Annotated in this window: 24 protein-coding genes; 10 read left to right on the top strand and 14 right to left on the bottom strand. The window is 31.5% G+C overall.

What is annotated here, in order from left to right; genetic code table 11:
- Nucleotides 1–5: 5 nt before the first annotated feature.
- The 5 genes from copB to cstR form a co-directional block, all read right to left on the bottom strand.
- Nucleotides 6–2,048: a copper-translocating P-type ATPase CopB gene (gene copB, locus M1D64_RS13450; protein WP_069827826.1), complete on the bottom strand. Its 2,043-nt coding sequence runs from the start codon at nt 2,046–2,048 to the stop codon at nt 6–8.
- A 427-nt stretch (nt 2,049–2,475) separates the two neighbouring features.
- Complete coding sequence (locus tag M1D64_RS13445; protein ID WP_031917994.1) at nt 2,476–2,802, bottom strand: four-helix bundle copper-binding protein; 327 nt, start codon at nt 2,800–2,802, stop codon at nt 2,476–2,478.
- 122 nt (nt 2,803–2,924) lie between these two features.
- Nucleotides 2,925–3,530: a recombinase family protein gene (locus M1D64_RS13440; RefSeq protein ID WP_031917995.1), complete on the bottom strand. Its 606-nt coding sequence runs from the start codon at nt 3,528–3,530 to the stop codon at nt 2,925–2,927.
- Nucleotides 3,531–3,664: 134 nt separating this feature from the next.
- Nucleotides 3,665–4,420, bottom strand: coding sequence for a sulfite exporter TauE/SafE family protein (locus M1D64_RS13435; RefSeq protein WP_031863945.1), 756 nt, complete (start codon nt 4,418–4,420; stop codon nt 3,665–3,667).
- Complete coding sequence (cstR, locus tag M1D64_RS13430; RefSeq protein WP_031863946.1) at nt 4,420–4,680, bottom strand: persulfide-sensing transcriptional repressor CstR; 261 nt, start codon at nt 4,678–4,680, stop codon at nt 4,420–4,422. The genes M1D64_RS13435 and cstR overlap by 1 nt, the downstream gene beginning before the upstream one ends.
- A 137-nt stretch (nt 4,681–4,817) precedes the next feature.
- Between cstR and cstA the strand changes: the two genes are divergently transcribed.
- The 6 genes from cstA to M1D64_RS13400 all read left to right on the top strand — a co-directional run bounded on the left by cstA (nt 4,818) and on the right by M1D64_RS13400 (nt 10,991).
- Complete coding sequence (gene cstA, locus M1D64_RS13425) at nt 4,818–5,885, top strand: persulfide response sulfurtransferase CstA (RefSeq protein WP_012816716.1); 1,068 nt, start codon at nt 4,818–4,820, stop codon at nt 5,883–5,885.
- 30 nt (nt 5,886–5,915) lie between these two features.
- Nucleotides 5,916–7,250 carry a persulfide dioxygenase-sulfurtransferase CstB gene (gene cstB / locus M1D64_RS13420; RefSeq protein WP_069827825.1) on the top strand — a complete coding sequence of 445 codons (1,335 nt, stop codon included), beginning with the start codon at nt 5,916–5,918 and terminating at the stop codon, nt 7,248–7,250.
- 170 nt (nt 7,251–7,420) lie between these two features.
- The gene (locus tag M1D64_RS13415) at nt 7,421–8,014 is read left to right on the top strand and encodes a recombinase family protein (protein WP_021459089.1); all 594 of its coding nucleotides are present in this window, start codon (nt 7,421–7,423) and stop codon (nt 8,012–8,014) included.
- Nucleotides 7,986–9,428 carry a Mu transposase C-terminal domain-containing protein gene (locus M1D64_RS13410; protein WP_021459088.1) on the top strand — a complete coding sequence of 481 codons (1,443 nt, stop codon included), beginning with the start codon at nt 7,986–7,988 and terminating at the stop codon, nt 9,426–9,428. The genes M1D64_RS13415 and M1D64_RS13410 overlap by 29 nt, the downstream gene beginning before the upstream one ends.
- Nucleotides 9,421–10,236, top strand: coding sequence for an AAA family ATPase (locus tag M1D64_RS13405; RefSeq protein WP_040030688.1), 816 nt, complete (start codon nt 9,421–9,423; stop codon nt 10,234–10,236). Before M1D64_RS13410 ends, M1D64_RS13405 begins: the two co-directional genes overlap by 8 nt.
- A 146-nt stretch (nt 10,237–10,382) precedes the next feature.
- On the top strand, nt 10,383–10,991 hold the full coding sequence (locus tag M1D64_RS13400; protein WP_000635276.1) for a recombinase family protein: 609 nt from the start codon (nt 10,383–10,385) through the stop codon (nt 10,989–10,991).
- Nucleotides 10,992–11,060: 69 nt separating this feature from the next.
- Here M1D64_RS13400 and M1D64_RS13395 read toward each other — a convergent pair whose 3' ends face one another.
- Together M1D64_RS13395 and M1D64_RS13390 are read right to left on the bottom strand one after the other, a co-directional pair.
- The gene (locus M1D64_RS13395; protein ID WP_046207531.1) at nt 11,061–11,315 is read right to left on the bottom strand and encodes a hypothetical protein; all 255 of its coding nucleotides are present in this window, start codon (nt 11,313–11,315) and stop codon (nt 11,061–11,063) included.
- Between the two features lie 13 nt (nt 11,316–11,328).
- Complete coding sequence (locus M1D64_RS13390; protein WP_046207530.1) at nt 11,329–11,871, bottom strand: recombinase family protein; 543 nt, start codon at nt 11,869–11,871, stop codon at nt 11,329–11,331.
- Between the two features lie 113 nt (nt 11,872–11,984).
- Here M1D64_RS13390 and M1D64_RS13385 point away from each other — a divergent pair, with 113 nt between their 5' ends.
- The 3 genes from M1D64_RS13385 to M1D64_RS13375 are packed head-to-tail and all read left to right on the top strand — an operon-like array spanning nt 11,985 to nt 15,157.
- A complete protein-coding gene (locus M1D64_RS13385; protein ID WP_046207529.1) occupies nt 11,985–13,436 on the top strand; it encodes a SulP family inorganic anion transporter in 1,452 nt (483 codons plus the stop codon).
- Between the two features lie 13 nt (nt 13,437–13,449).
- Nucleotides 13,450–13,863: a universal stress protein gene (locus M1D64_RS13380; protein WP_000278297.1), complete on the top strand. Its 414-nt coding sequence runs from the start codon at nt 13,450–13,452 to the stop codon at nt 13,861–13,863.
- 55 nt (nt 13,864–13,918) lie between these two features.
- Nucleotides 13,919–15,157: an MFS transporter gene (locus M1D64_RS13375; RefSeq protein ID WP_069827824.1), complete on the top strand. Its 1,239-nt coding sequence runs from the start codon at nt 13,919–13,921 to the stop codon at nt 15,155–15,157.
- Between the two features lie 442 nt (nt 15,158–15,599).
- On the opposite strand, the gene hchA is transcribed toward M1D64_RS13375, so the two are convergent.
- Together hchA and M1D64_RS13365 are read right to left on the bottom strand one after the other, a co-directional pair.
- Nucleotides 15,600–16,475 carry a glyoxalase III HchA gene (gene hchA, locus M1D64_RS13370; RefSeq protein ID WP_002483605.1) on the bottom strand — a complete coding sequence of 292 codons (876 nt, stop codon included), beginning with the start codon at nt 16,473–16,475 and terminating at the stop codon, nt 15,600–15,602.
- Nucleotides 16,476–16,701: 226 nt separating this feature from the next.
- Entirely contained in the window at nt 16,702–17,679 is a 978-nt protein-coding gene (locus tag M1D64_RS13365) for an NAD(P)H-quinone oxidoreductase (protein WP_069878137.1), read from the bottom strand.
- Between the two features lie 114 nt (nt 17,680–17,793).
- On the opposite strand from M1D64_RS13365, the gene M1D64_RS13360 reads away from it, so the two are divergent.
- Nucleotides 17,794–18,138 (top strand): MerR family transcriptional regulator, encoded by a 345-nt coding sequence (locus M1D64_RS13360; RefSeq protein WP_069827822.1) that lies wholly within the window; start codon nt 17,794–17,796, stop codon nt 18,136–18,138.
- Nucleotides 18,139–18,315: 177 nt separating this feature from the next.
- On the opposite strand, the gene M1D64_RS13355 is transcribed toward M1D64_RS13360, so the two are convergent.
- The 5 genes from M1D64_RS13355 to M1D64_RS13335 form a co-directional block, all read right to left on the bottom strand.
- Entirely contained in the window at nt 18,316–19,191 is an 876-nt protein-coding gene (locus M1D64_RS13355) for a hypothetical protein (RefSeq protein ID WP_071561893.1), read from the bottom strand.
- Nucleotides 19,192–19,249: 58 nt separating this feature from the next.
- Nucleotides 19,250–19,447, bottom strand: coding sequence for a hypothetical protein (locus M1D64_RS13350; RefSeq protein ID WP_071561892.1), 198 nt, complete (start codon nt 19,445–19,447; stop codon nt 19,250–19,252).
- Nucleotides 19,448–19,664: 217 nt separating this feature from the next.
- Nucleotides 19,665–19,766 carry a type I toxin-antitoxin system Fst family toxin gene (locus tag M1D64_RS13345; RefSeq protein ID WP_002495781.1) on the bottom strand — a complete coding sequence of 34 codons (102 nt, stop codon included), beginning with the start codon at nt 19,764–19,766 and terminating at the stop codon, nt 19,665–19,667.
- Between the two features lie 164 nt (nt 19,767–19,930).
- A complete protein-coding gene (locus M1D64_RS13340; RefSeq protein ID WP_210133947.1) occupies nt 19,931–20,278 on the bottom strand; it encodes an ArsR/SmtB family transcription factor in 348 nt (115 codons plus the stop codon).
- A gap of 18 nt (nt 20,279–20,296) precedes the next feature.
- Nucleotides 20,297–20,914 carry a CadD family cadmium resistance transporter gene (locus tag M1D64_RS13335; RefSeq protein WP_002467537.1) on the bottom strand — a complete coding sequence of 206 codons (618 nt, stop codon included), beginning with the start codon at nt 20,912–20,914 and terminating at the stop codon, nt 20,297–20,299.
- Nucleotides 20,915–20,962: the final 48 nt, after the last annotated feature.

Below are 20,962 nucleotides of genomic sequence, written 5' to 3'. Positions count from 1 at the left end.
CTCTTTTATTTTAATTTTAATGTAAATGCATTAATTGCTACGATGATCGTACTTAAAGACATAAGTATTGCACCCACAGCAGGTGATAATATTAAACCAATAGAAGCTAATATACCAGCTGCAAGAGGAACTGCAATCACGTTATATCCTGCGCCCCACCATAAATTTTGAACCATTTTTTTCATCGTATTTTTTGAAAGGGACAAAAAATTGATAATATCAGAAGGATTACTTTTAACGAGTATGACATCCCCCGATTCAACAGCTACATCTGTCCCTGCGCCAATTGCCATACCAATATCTGCTCTAATAAGGCTTGGCGCATCATTGATACCATCACCAACCATCATGATTTTGCTACCATTGCTTTGATAATCTTGGATAATACTTTCTTTATCTTCGGGCATCAATTGCGCGTGGACATCACTAATACCTAATTCTTCAGCCACTGTTTGTGCCACTTCTTTATTATCGCCTGTAAGCATGACTGGCGTAATGTTTCTCGATAATAAATCCGAAACCATTTGTTTTGAACTTTCTTTAATTTTATCGCCTTGTGCGATAATACCAATAACTTGTCGGTCATGAATTAGATAACTAATAGAATTCCCTTGTTGAGCGAGATTCGTAAATTGTTCTTTATTATAATCAAAATTGCTTTTATCGAGATAAGAAACATTCACTATTTTGAGTTTTTTATTATCAACTGTGCCTTCTAAGCCTACACCTGGAATATTATTAACTTCTTGAGGAGTAGCATATGAAATATTTTTGCCTTTAGCAAAATCAACAATACCAGTGGCAAGTGGATGATTAGAGTTACTTTCTAATGAAGTAAATAGACTCAATATTTCTTCATTATTTAGCTCGTTCGTAAAACTTTCATAGTGATTCACTGAAAAGTTACCTTCAGTAAGTGTCCCAGTTTTATCCATCATGATGTAATCAATGTGTTGTGCGATTTCTACAGATTCTCTGTTTTTTATGATTAAACCATTATGTGCGCCTATAGAAGTAGAACGTGCTGTAACTAAAGGTATTGCCAATCCCAATGCATGAGGACAAGCAATAACTAATACGGTTACAAGTCGTTCGAGTGCGAAATCAACGTTATTTTGAATAAGCATCCATACAATAAATGAAATCAGCCCAATTCCTACGGCAAAGTAAAACAAATAACCTGCGACTTTATCCGAGAGGAGTTCAGCTTTTGACTTATCGTTTTGCGCTTGGTTAACAAGACCCATAACTTGAGATAGGTAGCCGTTTTCACCCGTAGCTGTCACTTTAACTTGTACTGTGCCTGAACCATTAATTGAACCCCCAATAACATCATCATTATGAGTTTTATGAACTTTTTTTGATTCGCCAGTAACTAATGATTCATCAATTGATGTTTCTCCTTGAACAATGATTCCGTCTGTGGGTATACTTTCGCCTGCTCTGACTTCCACAATATCGTCAATATAAATATCTGATATTTTAACTTCTTCTCGTTGATTATTATCAATCAGTTTCACTGCAGTATTAGGTAAAAGTTCTGCCATTTTCTTCAGTGCATTGCCTGCATTACCTACTGCGTTCATTTCAATCCAATGACCTAATAACATGATTAAAATTAAAGTCGCTAATTCCCAGAAAAAGTCCATTGTATGTGTGGATGAACCACTGAAATTATTCATATAAAAGGCGTATAAACTATAAATATAAGCAACTGAAATACCTAGAGCAACAAGCGTCATCATTCCAGGTTTTTTAGTTGAAATTTCATCTTTAGCCCCTGATAAAAATGGCTTTCCTCCATAAAAGAATAAAATAGTAGCAAGAATTAATACAATCCAATCTGACCCTGTAAATGAAAATTGAAACGGTAATTTAACCCCCATCATGGGTGATAAAATAATAATCGGTATCGCAAAAATCAAAGAAATAAAGAATTTACTTTTAAAATTCCCATGATGATGTGCATGATCGCCATGACTAGCGTGATTCTCATGTTCTTGATGGCTATGATTCTCATGATTTTGATGTTTTTCATTATTCGGCAAAATAAAACCTCCTAATTTTATATTTTTAGAGATAGTAATAAGATAATGTGAGTATAACATATACCCCCTGGACGTATATATTATTTAGTATTTTTTATTTTTCAGCGTTCAGAAAATTTGATAGCCATTTAAATAGAAACTTTAGTCTTGGTTTGTCCATCGCCAAAGAAATTGTGGCATTGCATGGGGGAATATTGAAGTTGAGAGCAAACTAGGCAAAGGCGCTGGTTTTATACTTGATATCCTGATTATCATTATGACTGTGGTAAACCGACGTCCAAGAGGTATATTCATATTGCTGGGTTAAATTGCTGTGTTTCCAGGCACATACTTATTTTATATTCGTTTCTTTAGTTGCAAGAAATAAAAACGTGGCACATGGGGGCTTTATCTCCAATGTGCCACTCCTTATATTATTTGGTTTTGTTTACGCGATTTCTTTACAAGCTTCTACACATTTAAAGCACGTCTCTGCACAATTTTGACAATGGTCATGGTTATGCTTCTGACATTCATTACCACATGCTCCGCATACTTTGGCGCATATTGTCGCCAAATCAGAAGCAAATGGTGAATTTCTTGTTAGCGATTGTTCTAAAAATGCACAGATGTCTGCGCATTCACGATCCAGACGGATGCACTCTGCCATCATTGTCATGTCTTTTTCCTTCAAACAGGCATCGTAACAATGATTACACGCTTCCATACATTCATGTAGCGTTTGAACCAGATTGTAATATTGTTTATCAGTCATTTGATACACCTCCAATGAAATCTAAATCTCTTAAATTAATTCCCATTCTATTTAGTAAATAAACCGATAATTGCTGAACTCCATAGAAACTGCGCAGGATTTTAATATCAAATGTACTTCTCTTAATATTTTCTTTCTTTTTTAATTCTGTATATAGTTTGCCTTGTTATACCGACTTTTTTAGCTATCTTACTAATTGACATTTCTTTATTCAGTAGTTCAACAATACGATAATAAACAAGTCTTTTTTGAGGGTCTTTAGCATCGGGAGAATACAGAACAGGTCTTCCTTTATAAATACCTTTTTCTTTGACTACTTTAATACCTTGAGCTTGTCGACGTTTACTTTCATTTCTTTCTTGTTCTGAAATCATTGCCAATATTTGAATGATTAAATCTTTCATAAACTTATCTAGTAATGGATTACCAATCACTTCATTCATCATGGGTAAACTCGTTATCATTAATTGAACTTCTTTATCTTTTAAATAATTAACTGTTTGGATTATTTCATCGTAATTTCTTCCTAGTCTATCAATAGACTCAATAATTAAACGATCTCCCATTCTTAAAAAATTTAATACTTCTTGAAATACAGGTCGATTTTCTATAGATTTCCCTGATTGTTTTTCAGTGAAGATTTTCTCAGCACCAAAAGATTGCAAATTTTCAATTTGTCTATCCAAATTTTGATCAACGGTAGAAACTCTTGCATATCCAACTATCATTTTTAACACCCTTTCTCATACACCCTAATCATACAAACGAATGTAGCATGTCAATTTACTTGCTATATGAGAATTTTTTAACTTTATAAATAAGAAAGAGAAGTACAAATATTAGTTGTACTTCTCTTTCTTATTTATAAAACAATTTGAATAATCGCAATAATAATTAAAATACTGATGATCCACTTTTGTACAAAACTAGGGACTTTTTTACCTAATTTTAAACCTAACGGAGCGAAAATAATACTCCCTATTATTAAAAATAACGCATCTTCTAAAGGAATGTAACCTTGTATAAGTTTAATGATAAAGGCGCCAATTGAAGATATAAAAGCAATTACTATACTATTAGCAACCACCGTATTCATTGGTAATTTGAATAAAACTAATAATATAGGAATAATAATAAAGGCGCCGCCTGCTCCAACTATACCCGAAATGATGCCAACGAAAAGACCCACAATAACCAATAAAGGCTTATTAAAGGAAGATTGGTCTGAACTAGGTTTTACGTTAATAAACATTAATATTAATGCAAGTAAAGCAATGATAATATACACCATATTTACAAATGTAGCATCAAATAAATTTGCTAGCAAAGCCCCTAACATGCTCCCTATAATCATACCTCCTCCCATATAAAGGACCAACTGGGGTGAGAATTCTGGTTTTTTTCTTGCTTTCAAAGAGCCACTTAAGGTACTGAAAAAGACTTGGCTAGAAGTAAGTCCTGATGCGATATACGCGCTATATGCAGGAGCCCCAAATAGTGGCGGTAACAATAAAATGGCTGGGTAAATAATAATAGCGCCACCTATACCTACTAGACCAGATATAAATCCTCCGAACACTCCGATGAGCAACATAATGATAATATTTATAATATCCATTATTTACTTTTCACCAATAAGTTAACAGCTTCATTAATGATTTCTTGTGAATCTTCATTGTTGTCATCAGCTGAATTGACGCATTCAATTAAATTTTCGCTAATAATAATCCCCATTAATCTTTGTAATGAACTTTTTGAAGCACTAAGTTGCGTAATCACATCTTTACAATGCTTTTCTTCTTCCATCATTTTTACAACGCCATTTAATTGCCCTTGTACTCTATTAATACGATTGATCATGTTTTTATCATAATTCATAGTAATTTCCTCCACTTTTAATTGAATAGAGTCATAATAATAAATTAAAACAAGTTTGTCAAATACGTGCAGGGGTATTTGACAAAAAGAGTTATATCTTTTAACATACCCTTATAGGTATTTAACAGGAGGTTATTATGAAACAATATAATGAAAAACATATTAATGATTTAAGTAAATCAGAATTAGAAAAATTAACTTCTCAAGGTCAATTGATTGATGTAAGAACACAAGAAGAATATGAATTGGGGCACATCAATGGTTCCACACTGCATCCTGTAGATGAGATTGAGTCGTTCAATAAAGACAAAAATAAAACCTATTATGTACACTGTAAAAGTGGTAACAGAAGTGCTAAAGCTAGTAAATATTTAGCTGAACAAGGTTATGACGTTGTAAATTTAGACGGCGGCTATAAAGCTTATGAAGAAAAAAACGTCAGCGATGATACAAAAGAAGAAAACACAAATGTAGAAATTAAAGCAGAGCGTAAACAATTAAACTATAGTGGTCTTCAATGTCCAGGCCCTATTGTAAATATCAGTAAAGAAGTAAAAAATATTCAAGAAGGTGACCAAATTGAGGTTACAGTCACAGATCCAGGATTCGCAAGTGATATTAAAAGCTGGGCGAAACAAACGGGACACACATTAGTAAAACTTGATGGGGGTGACAATGAAATTAAAGCGATTATTCAAAAAGAACAACCCAAAGATTTAGAAGTGAGTCATACGTCTAAAGGCACTACAATTGTACTATTTAGTGGAGAATTAGATAAAGCAGTGGCAGCAATGATTATTGCGAATGGTGCTAAAGCTGCAGGAAGAGATGTAACCATCTTTTTCACTTTCTGGGGACTTAACGCGTTGAAAAAAGCGCAAACAGCTAACGTTAAAAAGAAAGGTATCGCAAAAATGTTTGATTTTATGTTGCCAAAAACACCCTTGAAAATGCCACTCTCTAAAATGAATATGTTCGGTTTAGGTAATATCATGATGCGCTACGTAATGAAAAAGAAAAATGTTGATTCATTACCATCACTTATCGACCAAGCAATCGACCAAGATATCAAATTAATCGCATGTACGATGAGCATGGATGTCATGGGCATTAAGAAAGAAGAATTAAGAGACGAAGTTGAGTACGGCGGTGTAGGCACTTATATAGGTGATACTGAAAACGCGAGTCATAATTTATTTATTTAATTAAATCTATTAAAATAAGGAGTTCTTTATATGTTTTTTAAACAATTTTACGATAACAATTTATCTCAAGCATCTTATTTAGTTGGCTGTCAACGCACAGGAGAGGCAATAATAATTGACCCTGTACGTGACTTAACAAAATATATGGAAGTTGCAGATAGCGAAGGTTTTACAATTACACAAGCTGCAGAAACTCATATCCACGCTGATTTTGCTTCAGGCATTAGAGATGTGGCAGAACAATTAAATGCAAACGTATATGTATCTGGCGAAGGTGACGATGAATTAAGTTATCGTAATATGCCAGAACAAACACATTTTGTTAAACATCAAGATATTATTCATGTAGGTAACATTAAATTAGAAGTATTGCATACACCTGGTCATACCCCTGAGAGTATCAGTTTCTTACTCACTGATGAAGGTGGCGGCTCAAGCGTTCCAATGGGCTTATTTAGTGGCGATTTTGTCTTTGTTGGTGATATCGGTAGACCTGATTTACTAGAAAAATCAGTTCAAATGGAAGGTTCTACAGAAGTTAGTGCGAAACAAATGTATCAATCTATAGAAAGTGTTAAAGATTTACCAGATTATATTCAAATTTGGCCAGGTCACGGTGCTGGAAGTCCTTGTGGTAAAGCATTAGGCGCCGTACCAATGTCTACGCTAGGTTATGAAAAAATAAATAACTGGGCATTTAGTGAAACTGATGAAACCAAATTCATTGAAACATTAACATCAAATCAACCAGCACCACCACATCATTTTACACAAATGAAAAAAATTAACCAATTTGGTATGGAGTTATATCAACCATACAATGTTTATCCTAGTTTAAACAATGAAAGAATAGCATTTGATCTTCGTAGCAAAGAAGCCTTTCATGGTGGTCATACTAAAGGGACAATCAATATTCCTTACAACAAAAACTTTATTAACCAAATCGGTTGGTATTTAGACTATGAAAATAGTATAGATTTAATTGGTGATAAATCTACCGTTGAACAAGCAGCGCATACTTTACAATTAATTGGATTTGATAATGTAGCAGGTTATCGTTTACCAAAATCAGAAATTTTAACCCAATCCATCCATAGCGTTGATATGACTGGTAAAGAAGAATATATACTTGACGTACGTAATGAAGAAGAGTGGAATAATGGGCACTTAGATCAAGCAGTCAATATTCCGCATGGTAAATTATTAAATGAAAATATTCCATTTAATAAAGAGGATAAAATATACGTACATTGTCAGTCAGGTGTTAGAAGTTCAATCGCCGTGGGTATCTTAGAAAACAAAGGATTTGAACATGTCGTAAATATTAGAGAAGGCTATCAAGATTTTCCAGAATCATTAAAATAATTTAAGAGTGTACAGAAAATAACCATTTTCTGTACACTCTCTTTTTATGTCGAAATAAGTGAGTATTACATATATTTTCGTGTTCAAAAACCCAACAAAAAATCTATGTTCACAAAAGACCTTGAAATTAAGTTATGGTACACTGGATATGTATATAGGAGGGTTGTATTTTGAAAATAGGTTATGCAAGAGTTTCAACTGGATTACAAAATTTGAATTTACAGGAGGATCGATTAAACGCATATGGTTGTGAAAAGATATTTAGCGACCATATTAGTGGTTCAAAAAGTAAAAGGCCTGGTTTAGATAAAGCAATTGAATTTGCGAGATCAGGAGACACGATTGTTGTTTGGAGACTAGATAGACTAGGACGTAACATGGAAGATTTAATCACATTAGTTAATGAACTTAACGAACGAGGCGTGAGTTTTCATAGTTTAGAAGAAAATATAACTATGGATAAATCAAGTTCTACAGGACAATTATTATTTCATTTATTCGCAGCGTTTGCAGAATTTGAACGTAACTTAATTTTAGAACGTTCTTCGGCTGGTCGAATTGCAGCTCGTGCCAGAGGACGTTATGGTGGAAGACCTGAAAAATTAAGTAATCAAGATTTGAATTTACTCAAAACACTTTATGATAATGGTACACCAATTAAGACAATTGCAGAACAATGGCAAGTTTCACGCACAACAATTTATCGTTACCTCAATAAATTGGAGGAAAAGGAAGATGAAAAACAAGGAGAAATACCTCACTAATTTTTCTGAAACCAAGCGTAAAGAGGCTATACAAAAGTACGATGTTATTAAACCTTTTATTTTAGGAAACAAATCCTTATCAAGTATTTCTAAAAATACAGGCATTGCGTTAAGTACACTTTATGGGTGGAATAAGTTATATAAAGAACAAGGGCTTAAGGGGCTAATTTATACAACAAGAACCGATAAAGGGACACGTAAAATAGAACCAAAGATAATTGATGAAATTGAACGCCTTGCACTTAAAAATAAAAGAAATAGTATTGCTACAATTCATAGGAAAATCGCTAATTATTGTAAAGAGAATAATTTTGATCCACCAAATTATAAACAAGTTTACAGTGTTATTAAAACAATACCTAAGTCTGTGGTTGATTTTTCTCATCATGGCGAAAAATATTATCAAAATAAGTACGACTTAATACAAATAAGAGAATCATCAAGGCCAAATGAAATATGGCAAGCTGACCATACTTTGCTAGATATCTATATATTAGATCAAAAAGGTAATATCAATAGACCCTGGTTAACCATTATTATGGATGATTATAGTCGTGCAATTGCAGGCTATTTTTTAACTTTCGATAGCCCCAATTCCAAAAATACAGCACTAACACTACATCAAGCCATTTGGAGTAAGAGTAATACAAGCTGGCCGATATGTGGTATTCCTGAAAAATTTTATACTGACCATGGAAGTGATTTTACTTCACACCATATGGAACAAGTCGCTGTTGATTTGAAAATTAATTTAATGTTTTCAAAAGTTGGAGTACCAAGAGGTCGTGGGAAAATAGAACGATTCTTTCAAACTGTTAATCAAATCTTCTTAGAACAACTTCCTGGATATATAAATAATAACGATACACTTAGTTATTTAATTGATTTTCAAAATTTCGAAGAAAAATTACGATACTTTTTAATTGAAGATTATAATCAAAAAGAACACAGTGCTATCCAGAGTACTCCTATCAATCGTTGGAACAGTAATCATTTTTTCCCTAATATGCCAAGCAGTTTAGAACAACTTGATTTATTATTATTAGAAATACCTAAATCCAGGAAAATTCATTCAGATGGCATTCATTTTCAAGGCTTTAGATACAGTAATACGAATCTAGCTGCTTATGTAGGTGAGTATGTACTGATTCGTTACAATCCTAATGATATGGCTGAAATACGCGTTTTTTATAGAGATGAGTTTCTTTGTACTGCTATATCTCCTGATTTAGCTGATTATTCAATTGATATAAAAGATATACAACACGCACGTAGTCAGAGAAGAAAACACTTAAAACAAAACATTGTTAGCCCAAGTACCACTGATTTAATAAAGGAAGAAAAGAATTATGGTTATTCACCTCAAGAAACGACTAAAAACGTCAAAAAATTAAAGAGGTATCGTAATGACTAAAAATCAAAATTTCATTGAAACGAAAGAGTATAAACGCTTTGCTGAATTTTGTGATGCTTGTATTAAATATCAGTATATTGGTATATGTTATGGTCAACCAGGTGTGGGTAAAACATTATCTTCACGATATTATACCAATTGGGATATTATTGAAAACCAGGTTAACCATAGGGGCTGGAAAGATTTAGCTAATAAAACAACGGACGATATATTATCTGTAGACAAAATATTTTATACTGCACCAGCAGAAAAGCAAACAAGATTGAGTAGTGACTTACACAGTATTAATGGAAGTATTGATTTGGGTCAAAAATTACATGTTTTAAATAAATACGAGCATGAATATAGTGAAAATTTTAGTGATGCATTCCAAGACATTGAACTCATTATAATAGATGAAATTGATAGACTTAAAGTGCAACATTTAGAGCAATTAAGATTTATCTATGATGAACGTGACCTAGCAATGGTATTCATTGGTATGCCAGGTATTGAGAAAAAACTATCTCGTTATCCTCAACTATATTCTCGTATAGGTTTTGCACATGAATTCGATAATTTAAGCAAGGATGAAACACATCATATATTAGAGTATAAGTGGCAAGATCTAGGAGTTGATTTAAAACTTGAAGACTTCACTGACTATGAAGCCATAACAACCATTATTAAAATTACTAAGGGGAATTTTAGACTTATTCATCGCTTATTTGCACAAATAGATAGAATTATGGATATAAATGGCTTAGATAAAATCAGTACTGAAGTTGTAGAAACAGCGAGAGATAGTTTAGTTATAGGAATTCGATAACAGAAAGACAACGTACTATTTAAAAATGTACGTTGTCTTTCTCATTTATTAGATAAAAATATTCTCATATATCAAGTGAAGTGACAAGTGTTGTATAATCAATCTTTTAATTGTATGATTAGGGTGTGTGAGAAAGGGTGCTTAAAATGATAGTCGGATATGCAAGAGTTTCGACCATAGATCAAAACTTAGATAGGCAAATTGAAAATTTAGAAGCATTTGGTGCTGAAAGAATATTCACAGAAAAACAATCGGGCAAATCGATTGAAAATAGACCTGTTTTTCAAGAAGTATTAAGTTTTGTACGCATGGGAGATCGTTTAGTTGTAGAATCCATCGACCGATTAGGTAGAAATTATGATGAGATTATTCAAACGGTTAACTATTTAAAAGAAAAAGAAGTCCAATTAATGATTACAAGCTTGCCCATGATGAATGAAGCAATTGGGAACCCATTATTAGATAAGTTCATGAAGGATTTAATTATTCAAATTTTAGCAATGATTTCAGAGCAAGAAAGAAATGAAAATAAACGTCGACAAGCCCAAGGTATTAAAGTAGCAAAAGAAAAAGGGGTATATAAAGGAAGACCTATACTTTATTCACCAAATGCTAAAAATCCTCACAAGAGAATTGTTTACCATCGTGTTATTGAGCTACTAGATAAAGGAGAATCTATTAGTAAGATAGCTAAAGACGTGGGTATTACACGTCAAACAATTTATAGAATCAAAAGGGAAAGAACAGAACATTAATTTCATAAAACAAAAAGCCTTTTATGTATAGTTATTAAAAATGTGAATTTCAAATAGAGTATAAGTATTTTAGGAATACTTATACTCTATTTGAAATTCAGAAATTTTTTTGTGCCCTTTTTCTGTTAATTCTGCGTATCTTGTTGTCCCACATATCGGAAAACATTTATTATAAAACAATTCTATATTTTGTGCTAAATCTTGCCTTGCTACGCTCTCAAGTGCTAATAAAAAAGTTTTTTCACTCACATCCAACGTTTTAAAATCTACGCTATTTTCTTCTCGAATCGATAACAATACTTTATAGACTACATCTTGTAACAACGTTCATCACCTCTTATTTATCTAGATGACGATACAAAGTTGCCCTACTTATATTTGTCTGTTCTTTTATCTCATCTAAAGTGTATTTTTTGCTCATATACATTTCAATAGCATCACTAAGATTTTTATCGTTTCTTTTGGGTCTTCCTAAGTTTTTTCCTTCTTTTGCATAATTTTCTAAACCTAAACGAGTTCTAAATTTGACAATGTCACTTTGGAAGTCTGTGATATCGTGTAATATTTCTATAAATTCACCTTTGATATCTTTATAAATATATCGATTTAAATTAATTACATATAAAGATATATCCTCCTGCGTAAGATAATCTAATATATCTACTAAATGTTTTGTAGAATCTGCAAGTATACATAAATCCGTAATGTATAACATATCACCTGGGACTAGTTTTTTGCTTAAAAGAACGTCTAATTTATTCCTCTTCTTATTATTAGCATGAATTTCTTCAACAATTTCATTTGTATGAGTTTCTATTTTCTTTTTTTGTTCATTTAGATCGTCATTTATTGTAACGGGTCTAATATAACCGTATTTCATTTAATTGCACCACCCTGTAGGTGAAGTGTAACATAAAGTTTCATTAATGGGTATACATATGAAACTTTTCTGTTATACTTTACAATATAATTAAATAAAAAGGAGAGTAAGTTATGGTTGAAAAATTAAAAAATGAATGGCTTAACCAGCCAGGAAAAAATATACTTGCCGGTATTGTAGTTGCTTTAGCTTTAATCCCTGAAGCTATTGCATTTTCAATTATTGCAGGTGTAGATCCAATGGTTGGTTTATATGCTTCGTTCATTATTGCTGTCGTTACTGCTATTGTAGGTGGCAGACCAGCAATGATATCAGGTGCAACAGGGGCTATTGCCTTATTAATTGTTCCACTTGTGAAAGATTATGGTGTAGAGTATCTTCTAGCTGCTACTATACTAATGGGGTTAATCCAATTAATTTTAGGACTACTTAAAGTTGGTCGTCTAATGAAATTTATACCTCATTCCGTCATGATTGGGTTTGTAAATGCCCTAGGAATAATGATTTTTATGTCTCAAATAGAACATATCTTTGGAATATCAATTTCAACATATATATATGTAATTATCACGTTACTCATTGTATATATAATTCCAAGATTTTTTAAAGCTATACCTGCACCATTAATAGCTATTATCGTGTTGACTGCCCTTTATATGTATACAGGTTCTGACGTGAGAACTGTCGGAGATTTAGGGAGTATTAAACAAGCTTTACCTCACTTTTTAATCCCTAATGTGCCCTTTAATTTAGAAACACTTCAAATTATTTTCCCTTACTCTTTATCTATGGCTATTGTAGGTTTAGTAGAAAGCTTACTTACAGCTAAAATTGTAGATGACGCTACAGATACTTATAGTAGTAAAAATAGAGAGTCACGTGGTCAAGGTATCGCTAACATGATCACCGGTTTATTTGGTGGTATGGGTGGTTGTGCCATGATTGGTCAATCGGTCATCAATGTTAAATCAGGAGCAAACAGTAGATTGTCTACATTTACAGCCGGTATCGTACTTATATTTATGATTATTGTACTTGGAGGACTCGTAGTGCAGGTTCCAATGCCAATTTTAGCAGGTATTATGGTTATGGTTTCTGTTGGTACATTTGATTGGAATTCTTTTAAATATATTAAAAAAGCACCAAAAACAGATGCAGTTGTTATGCTCATTACGGTGATTATCGTTTTAATGACTCATAACTTAGCTATAGGTGTTGTTGCAGGAGTTGTTTTCAGTGCTTTATTCTTTGCTACTAAAATTTCAAAAGTAGAAGTTATTTCTGAAGAGTTCGGTAAAATAAACCGATTATCTTTTAAAGGACAAATCTTTTTTGTTTCTATTGATTCTATGATGGAGCAAATAAACTTTGAGATTGAAAATAGTACCATAGAATTAAACTTCAATAATGCACACTTATGGGATGATTCTGCAGTAGATGCAATTGACACGATAGTACGAAAATTCGAAGAAAAAAATAATATTGTTCGTGTAGAAAAATTAAATTCAGATAGTCGTAAAATTGTTTCAGAGTTAAGCCAACTAAATGAAAATCATTTAAACTAAAGGAGCGTTATTTATGTATAAATCAATTTTATTAGCAGCAGATGGATCAGAGAATAGTTTGCGTTCAGCAAAAGAAGTTTTAAATTTTATAGATGATAATACGATTGTTACTATTCTTACAGTTGTAGATGTTGAGGAGTCGAAAACAGATGTTTTACATGGTAAACAAAGTTCCAGTTTGACGAATGAAAGAGAAGACAAACTCTCTCATATCACTGAGTTATTTGTAGAGCATAATGTAAAATATGAAATGAAAATTGCACATGGTGTTCCTGCGGACACAGTTGTTTCAGTTGCCAATAGTGGAGAATTTCAAGCTATTGTTTTGGGAACACGTGGATTAAATAGTTTGCAAGAAATGGTGTTAGGTAGCGTCAGTCACAAAGTAGCAAAGCGTTCAGAAATTCCCGTTGTTATTGTAAAATAGTCTGTCTAACTCAATCCTTTCACGGATTGAGTTTTATTTTAGAGGTGAATATTAGATGAAAACCAAAAATTTCTATTATGGTTGGGTTATTGTATTTATTGCTGGTTTGACTGTTTTCTTCTCTGGCCCTGGCCAAACTTATTCAAACGCAGCATTTATTGATGAATATATTCAAACATTTGGATGGAGCCGTACAGAAGTTTCCTCAATATATGCTTTAGCTACTTTAATCGCTGGTTTTACGATGATTATTGTAGGACGCTTTATTGATAAATTTGGACAAAAGAAAATGATTTTGTTAGCAGGAAGTTTATTGGCTCTATCGTGTTTTTTAAACAGTATGATATCTAATACTTTAATGCTTTTTATTGGTTTCTTTTTAATAAGACTTTTTGGTCAAGGTAGTATGACATTAATACCGAACACGCTCGTTCCCCAATGGTTTATACAAAAAAGAGGTTTAGCTTTTAGCATGATGACATTAGGCAGCTTTGTAAGCGCCATGATATTCCCTATCATTAATGTGTGGTTAATCTCACAATGGGGCTGGCGTTTTGCATGGCAGTTTTGGGGCATTTTAATATTACTTTTGTTCATCCCTATAGTATGGTTATTTACCTATAATAAACCAGAAGAGCTTAAATTATTACCCGATGGTAAAAAGGCTGAAACGAGTAAAAACAGGCAAGAAAACAACACTATATTAGAAGAAAGTTGGACTTTAAAAGAAGCTACAAAAACGAACACATTTTGGATGTTATTAGTATGCGTTGGTATTCCTTCAATGGTTAACACAGGAATAACCTTTCATATCGTTTCAATATTTAACGATAACGGCTTAAATGCGTCATCTGCAGCTATAGTTTTAAGCTTAATGGCAATAGTCGGCATACCAATGTCTTTTGTTTCAGGTATTATTACAGATAAAATTAAAACGAATTACATTCTACTAACTATTTTTATAATAGAGATAGGTCTTCTTTTACTACTAAATAACGTATTAACTTATTCTTTAGCTATTCTATTTGGAATCATATGGGGAATTGCGAACGGTCTAGAGAGAATCGGAACCAATATTGTTTGGGCTAACTACTTTGGACGTAAGCATGTAGGGAGTATAAATGGAATTGGATCAACTATGCTAGTGATTGGTTCCTCTTTAGGCCCATTACCATTAGGCCTAGGTCATGATATTTTCCAATCATATTCATTAACTATTTATATGATGATTCTTTTCCCCATAATTGGTTTAGTTTGTGCATTATTGGCTAAAAAGCCAGTTAAAAATTATTAAAATATGCCATAGAAAGAGTGGTTTTTAAGGGGAGATATTATGAGATTTTGCAAAGGAATATGTATTCTAATGTTGGTGATTTTTTGCAATTTGTTGATTTTCAAACGATCGAAAGTATGGGGACTAGAGCATGAATGGAGTAATAATCAGATTCGAATAATAAAGGAAGAAGGCTATAGAGATATGGTTATTAACCAATACTAAAAAAACTGTGAATTATATAATTCACAGTTTTTTATTTTGGATAATTAAATATATTCTTTTGCAATTTATTAAGTAAAATCACTGCAATATAAGACGGAAAGTGACACTTATTTCGACATAAAAAGAGAGTGTACAGAAAATGGTTATTTTCTGGACACTCTTTCATATAAAAACATCTACCTACAAAGAAGTTTTTCATTTTACTTCCGGTATTGTGAGATTAAAACAGGCATCTTTATTATTTATTAACAGCATTTACCAAAGCATCTGCAGCAAGTAATCCTAATTCATTAGATGCTAAAGGACTATCACCAGTTAATAAATTACGGTCTTGATGGGTTTTTCCTGTCATTTCCTTATTTACAACTTTAAGACCTTGCTTACTTAAAAGGTCAGCCACAAGCCATTTTAATTTACCCGGTAAATAGCCAATATCTAAGTTTGCACCTTCATCTAAAGCATCAGGAAATACACACACTGAATAACCTTTAAATGGAGACTCTTTTCTACCCATAGAAGCAGATAATAAAGCTGCTGGTCCATGACATAGAGTAATAATAAATTTATCGTATTCTAAAGCCCAATCCAACGTTTTTTGAACCTCTTTACTTTCTGAAATACCTACTACAGCTCCGTGACCGCCTGGTATAAAAACAGATAAATAATCTGAATTAGAACCTAAATCATTTTTTATAACATCAGACAAAACTTTAGGCTGTTTGAGTTTAGCTTTTAATTTTTCATAAGTTTGTAATACGGCTTCGTCTTCGTTAGGCATAGCCCACAACTCTAATTTCACTGGATAGCCTGAAATTGTCGCTATATCAACATCAAAACCAGCTTCCATTAAATGATGTAATGGTAATAGCATTTCTACTGGATGGTTTCCTGTAGAGAACATTTTACCATTTTCTAGTAATACGTAACGTTCTTCAGCTGCAATCATTAATACTTTCCATTTACCTTCAGTATAAGCGTTTTTATGTTTTACGCCGTCAAAATTTGTTTTAGGTGCCGTATATTGACTAAGTGAATAAGGCGAAGGGAAAAAAGCATTTTCTTCTGCTTGATCTGGGGTAGGATTTTTACTTAGTTCATTTACATCTTGTGCCATTTTAATTCCTTCTTTCTTTTTTATTAATCAAAAATTTTTAATTCCTTTGATATTTTTATTTTAATATTTAAACTATGCTTTAAGGGAAGGGAAAACAACTTAAATAAAGAGATTAAATACGAAAGAATATTAAAAGTATATTTAACTCTCTTTTTAATATTTTGTTAGTTAAATATTTATCAATTATTATCATCTGTTGAGTAAGACTCATTTTGGTACTACATGTTTAAAAGGTTAATATTATTTTTCCGCTATTTTTATTTTCTTCCATATAAGTGTGTGCTTCTTTTATATTTTCTATAGTAAATACACTATCAACAATAGGTTTTATCTTTTTTTGTTCGAATAATATTTTGGAGTCGTTTAAGAAATCATCTTTTAATCTTGATTTGTATTCATTGCTTCTTGGTGTTAGAAGCGTACCTGTAACTTGAATTCTCTTTTGAAGTAATGTTTGTAAATCAAATTCTTTAATAATTGTTCCACCCAATATTCCAATTAAAACGAGTCTACCATCTACAGATAAACTATTAATGTTTTGTTGCCAATAAGGTGCTCCTATAAAATCTAAAATTACATTAACACCTTCATTTTGCGTTAGATTACTGATTCCATCTTGGAAGTTTTGTTTTTTATAATTAATTAAATGGTTAGCACCTAAAGATTGAGTTAATTTTAACTTTTCATCAGAACCAGCTGTAACAAAGACTTCTACATTTGTTCTTAGGTTCTTAATAAGTTGAATAGCAGCTGTTCCTACGCCACTCGCACCAGCATGTATGAGCAGTTTCTCATTATCTTTAACACCAGCAAGCCAAAATAATGTTTGATAAGCTGTTAAAAAAACTTCTGGAATTGCAGCTGCTTCTTCAAAAGTCAGGTTATCTGGCATATCCATAACAAAAGACTTATGCATAATGACATACTCACCGTAACCTCCCCGGTTTACTAAACCCATCACTTTTTTTCCTATAGGGACGTCCACATTTCCACCTATATCTTCAACTATTCCTGAAACTTCAACGCCTAAAATTTTTCCAGTTAAGTCTTCCATAGTCCCTTCTCTGCTTACTATATCAGTTCTATTAACTGCAGCTGCTTTTACTTTCACAAGTACCTCGTTATCTTGTGGTATAGGTTTTTCAACATTCTTTAAGTTTAATTCTTCCACACCACCTGGTTTATTTAAAACAACAGCTTTCATTTTAGTCCTCCTTTATCATTTGAATTACAACCATTTGATTCAAAAAAGTGTAATTTCTTTTATAACTTTAATATATTACTTAAACCATACTTTAAGGAAAGGAAAAGGTCTCGAATGGATAAATTAACTATAGATGATTTGTCAAAAAAGCTAAACATTAGTAAAAGTAAACTGCGTTATTATGAAAAAATTAAATTAATTGAGGGAATAGAAAGAGATGAAACTAACAATAGAGTATATAGCGAGAAAGATTTTGAATTAATTAATTTAATAGTATGTATGAGAGGTCTTGGAGTAAGTATTAAGGCAATAAAGAAACATATAGAAGACAGTGTCATAATCATAAATGATTACTCTTTAAAACAAATATTACATGAACATAAAAAAGCTTTAGAGAGCAAAATAACAGAATATAAAAATTATATTCAAAATATAGATAACAAAATAGATAATCTTTAAAAAATTTGAAGTGTCAAGAAAACTCTATGAGTAGAGCTTTCTTGAGAACAGGTGCTCTTATCATTTATTAAGTAAAGTAATTCCCGTATACAAAGTAAAGTGACATGCGACAAATTCAACCAATCGCATTGTATGATTAGGGTGTACCCTAATCATGTAAAATATTGAATTAGTTTACTATTTCAACATTTTATTACGAATATCTTGTTTATCATTTTCATTTAATTCTCCTAAACAATGATAAAGATACTCGAAATGTAGCAATAATATTACTGCATTTTGTTTTGTTCCATACTGATTATCATAACCATGCATAATAGAATGTCTATTAATTTCATTCATCCTTTTTTCACCAAATTCAAAATTTCGTTTTAATTTAAATTTATAATATTCTTTGATTTTGACGTAATCAGCATCAACATAATAATCATGCTTAGATTTGTACTTGTTTATCGTTTCCTCAATTACAATATTAAAGAGTCGATAATTAGTTCTTCCTTTATAATTCACTGAATTGAATATCATACCTTCTAATCTTGCTAATAATGCAGGTATTATAAGATAATAATATTCATGCTTATATCCATCTAAAATCTCTTTTAATATAGTAATATCTTCTTGAGGTAGTTTGTAAGTGGTTACTTGGCTTTTTAAATGATTAAAATGAATTTCATCAAAATACCTTGTCATTATCAAATTAATATTTTCTTTAGTTACCTCCTGATGATTTGAATTCATTTCAACATAATTAATAACTTCATTTATATCTACATAATCTATTGGCGGATAATCATAGTTAATAAAAATTGAATTTACTGTAGTTGTATTATCAATAAAACTATCTAAAGCATCTTTAAATTCATCTAAGTTAGGTATACTTTTAGCTAAAACTTCTATTGATTCAGATATTTTCTTACTGTATTTAGAATTTATATCTTTTATTGCTTCGGATATTTTCTTGCTAAATATAGAATTTATATCTTCTATATTTTTATGCATTCTATTAAAATTTAATTTATCTAGTATGATATGTTTACTAAAATTATTCTTCATTTTAATTTCCCTTCTTAATTTACATAATGACCGTTATCGTTAACTTTTTTATTTTAAATTATTGTTTATCAATATTTATAAAAGCTATAGAATCAGTATTTATAAATAAGAAATCGCCGCCATCCGGAATTTTTATAGAAATGCTATTTGTTTTATCTTTGACTACTCCTTCTATATCTTCAATGAGCCTATTATAAGCATTTTCACCTAATACACTTTTTATAATCGCATATTGCTGGTCACTATAATTTAACACCTATTGTTATTCTTTCTTCTTCATATGTACTCACAGCTTACCTACCTCCAATTTTGGATTTTTTTAATATAGTATACTCTTCTGCTAATTTAATCACTTTGCATTCCTACCAATTATGATGTTATAATGCACTTAACAAAGTTATTAAGCATAATACACCAATCCCCTCACTATCGGAAGTAGTGAGGGGATTTTTTAGGTGTTGGCTAAAGGTCGCCTATTTTTTCTTATCGTTGCGATTGCGTAGCCAATGCGCAAATAACGCTACGATACAACCACTCGCTGCCGTGGTCGTGATGTGAACAAAGTTATCAAGCATAATTACACCTCCTCTCTACGTCAACTTGACGCCTGAGAGATAGGCGACTCTATAATTATATCATCTGTAAACATGTAAGCATATATACTTCCGATAAGTCATTTTATGTTATATCTTTGCTTATTTTATAGTATCAAGACAAGAAGAAACTCGTTTCACTCGTTTCAAAAACCCTCCTGATTTTTAGAGAAAAACTCTCTTATTTCATCGTCTTTAATAAAATAATATACCATCTTTCCCTTTTTATAAAAATCAAGCACATCATTTTTATATAAAAGTCTTAAATGATGTGAAGTTGAAGCAACACTCATTTTCAATATCAAAGAAATATCACAAACACACAACTCATCTTCTTTAATCAAAGATAATATAATTTTCAATTTCTTCTCATCACAAATCTTTTCTAAAATGTTAAGTAATTTCTTAGATTTATCATCTTCTAAAAAACTTAAGGCATTGTTAACTTTATCCTCATGTACACAGATCACATCACAAGCATTTTTATAGCTCATATAAAATCACACCCTAAATTAAAATATAAATCCTAAAATTGTTTGAATAGTGTCATTTTCTATAATGATAAATAAACCTAAAGCTATATAAATAACAGCCATAATCCAACGACCAAATTTCTCAACAATTTCTCCAACTCCTGGAATATTAGCTAATTTTTGTGCAGTAAATACCAAGAAGAAAATTAAAATTAAAAAGACAAACAAAGTAATTAATAAATTAGTAACACTTAATGTCACAAAATAGGGAACAAATACACCAATATTATCAGCGCCACAACTTGCTATCGTAATAATTGCAATCGTACCAACTAGTTTAGACAATCCTTTTTCATTCAATTCTTTTTTAGCTCTCTCTTCTCCGTCACTATCACCATAAATAGCCACTTTAATTCCTAAATAAATCGGTATTAACCCTAATAATCCTAATATCCATTTTTCAGGAACATAATTTAAGACAAAGGCAAAGAATAAACTTATGACAATCAATGCCACAGATCCTACATATTGACCAATATAAATATCTCGATATTCTTTCCTAGTCTTTGCTCTAGCAAAGAACATTAATAAAATCACTAATAAGTCTAATGCTGTCACAATATAAAGAATAGCAGCAGTTACAATAGTCTGAATCATAATTACACCTCATTCAAAAATATTTTTGAATATATTATAACTTATTTT

The organism is Staphylococcus sp. Z5-21 (genome assembly GCF_056529615.1).
Note: the sequence above shows the minus strand (reverse complement) of the source record. Positions and strands in the feature narration are given on the sequence as shown.

Bases quoted from the DNA above. Each gene is read 5' to 3' on its own strand.
- M1D64_RS13445 (WP_031917994.1), bottom strand. From the start codon at position 2,802: ATGACTGATAAACAATATTACAATCTGGTTCAAACGCTACATGAATGT.
- cstA (WP_012816716.1), top strand. From the start codon at position 4,818: ATGAAACAATATAATGAAAAACATATTAATGATTTAAGTAAATCAGAA.
- M1D64_RS13435 (WP_031863945.1), bottom strand. From the start codon at position 4,420: ATGGATATTATAAATATTATCATTATGTTGCTCATCGGAGTGTTCGGA.
- M1D64_RS13375 (WP_069827824.1), top strand. From the start codon at position 13,919: ATGAAAACCAAAAATTTCTATTATGGTTGGGTTATTGTATTTATTGCT.
- M1D64_RS13365 (WP_069878137.1), bottom strand. From the start codon at position 17,679: ATGAAAGCTGTTGTTTTAAATAAACCAGGTGGTGTGGAAGAATTAAAC.
- M1D64_RS13355 (WP_071561893.1), bottom strand. From the start codon at position 19,191: ATGAAGAATAATTTTAGTAAACATATCATACTAGATAAATTAAATTTT.
- M1D64_RS13405 (WP_040030688.1), top strand. From the start codon at position 9,421: ATGACTAAAAATCAAAATTTCATTGAAACGAAAGAGTATAAACGCTTT.
- cstB (WP_069827825.1), top strand. From the start codon at position 5,916: ATGTTTTTTAAACAATTTTACGATAACAATTTATCTCAAGCATCTTAT.
- M1D64_RS13380 (WP_000278297.1), top strand. From the start codon at position 13,450: ATGTATAAATCAATTTTATTAGCAGCAGATGGATCAGAGAATAGTTTG.
- M1D64_RS13360 (WP_069827822.1), top strand. From the start codon at position 17,794: ATGGATAAATTAACTATAGATGATTTGTCAAAAAAGCTAAACATTAGT.
- cstR (WP_031863946.1), bottom strand. From the start codon at position 4,680: ATGAATTATGATAAAAACATGATCAATCGTATTAATAGAGTACAAGGG.
- M1D64_RS13400 (WP_000635276.1), top strand. From the start codon at position 10,383: ATGATAGTCGGATATGCAAGAGTTTCGACCATAGATCAAAACTTAGAT.
- M1D64_RS13335 (WP_002467537.1), bottom strand. From the start codon at position 20,914: ATGATTCAGACTATTGTAACTGCTGCTATTCTTTATATTGTGACAGCA.
- M1D64_RS13385 (WP_046207529.1), top strand. From the start codon at position 11,985: ATGGTTGAAAAATTAAAAAATGAATGGCTTAACCAGCCAGGAAAAAAT.
- hchA (WP_002483605.1), bottom strand. From the start codon at position 16,475: ATGGCACAAGATGTAAATGAACTAAGTAAAAATCCTACCCCAGATCAA.
- M1D64_RS13390 (WP_046207530.1), bottom strand. From the start codon at position 11,871: ATGAAATACGGTTATATTAGACCCGTTACAATAAATGACGATCTAAAT.
- M1D64_RS13340 (WP_210133947.1), bottom strand. From the start codon at position 20,278: ATGAGCTATAAAAATGCTTGTGATGTGATCTGTGTACATGAGGATAAA.
- M1D64_RS13410 (WP_021459088.1), top strand. From the start codon at position 7,986: ATGAAAAACAAGGAGAAATACCTCACTAATTTTTCTGAAACCAAGCGT.
- M1D64_RS13345 (WP_002495781.1), bottom strand. From the start codon at position 19,766: ATGCTTGATAACTTTGTTCACATCACGACCACGGCAGCGAGTGGTTGT.
- M1D64_RS13440 (WP_031917995.1), bottom strand. From the start codon at position 3,530: ATGATAGTTGGATATGCAAGAGTTTCTACCGTTGATCAAAATTTGGAT.